This is a genomic window from Nocardiopsis chromatogenes YIM 90109 (assembly GCF_000341185.1).
Taxonomy (GTDB): domain Bacteria; phylum Actinomycetota; class Actinomycetes; order Streptosporangiales; family Streptosporangiaceae; genus Nocardiopsis_A; species Nocardiopsis_A chromatogenes.
The window spans coordinates 1-1,039 of the sequence record NZ_ANBH01000404.1 but is presented as its reverse complement, the minus strand read 5'-3'; the positions used below and the strand labels follow the sequence as shown (position 1 = coordinate 1,039).

General features: G+C 73.6%; 1 protein-coding gene. It reads right to left on the bottom strand.

What is annotated here, in order from left to right; genetic code table 11:
- Nucleotides 1–750: ATP-grasp domain-containing protein (locus D476_RS0131575; RefSeq protein WP_017627854.1), on the bottom strand; the 750-nt coding region annotated here is incomplete at its 3' end.
- Between the last annotated feature and the right edge of the window lie 289 nt (nt 751–1,039).

The following is a 1,039-nucleotide window of genomic DNA, read 5'->3' as shown; positions in this document are numbered from 1 at the left end:
CTGACCGTCGAGCTTGACGTAGTTCAGGCCCTTGGCGCGGGCGGACGCCTCCCGGTCGGGCGGCCCCTCCTCCTCGTGGAAGGCGGAGCGCTCGGGGTGGCGGAACAGGGCGTTGTCGTCGAGGGTGACCTTGCCGTCGAGCGCGAGGACGCGGCCGTCGGCGACCAGGGCCAGGGGGTTGACCTCGACCAGGGTGGCGTCCTCGTCCCGGGCCACGTGCCACAGGCGGAGCAGGGCCGAGGCGACCCCCTGGTGGGCCTCGACGGGCAGGCCCGCCTTGGCGCACAGGGCGAGGGCGGTGCCGCTGTCGGGGCCGCGCCCGGCGGGCAGCGCCTGGCGCACGACGGCGGAGGGCCGCTCGGCGGCGACCTCCTCGATGTCCACGCCGCCCTCGGCGGAGCAGATGGCGGTGAAGGACCGCTCGGCCCGGTCGAGGAGGATCGCCAGGTAGTACTCCTCCGCGATGTCGCTGGCCTCCTCGACCAGGACGCTGTGCACGGTGTGGCCCTTGATGTCCATGCCGAGGATCTGCTCGGCCTCGGCCCGGGCGTCCTCGGGGCCGTCGGCGACCTTCACGCCGCCGGCCTTGCCGCGGCCGCCGGTCTTGACCTGCGCCTTGACGACGACGCGCCCCCCGAGCCCCGCGGCACTGGCCGCGGCCTGGTCGGGGGTGCGCGCCAGTTGGCGTTCGGCGAGCGGCACCCGGTGCTCGCCGAAGAGTTGCTTGGCTTGGTGTTCGTAGAGGTCCACCGGCCCCTCCTCGGGTGTCGTGCCCCCCGGAACAGTGATACCGAGATTGTATGCAGTATTCAATAGCCACGAAAGAGGCCCCCTCGCGACGGGGCGATGCGACACGGCCCACGGACCCCCGCTTACGGCCCCCGGCCGCGTCCGCCAGGCAGGCGAAGCACAAGGTGGAGGGCGACGACAAAGGGCAGCGTCCTCTGCGGCAGCGCTGTCGGGTGCCCGGCGTGTGCATGGTCGCCGTGGGCAGCGACGGCGAATACGGGGCGGTTCCCCGGCCCTGCCTGCCGTCCGG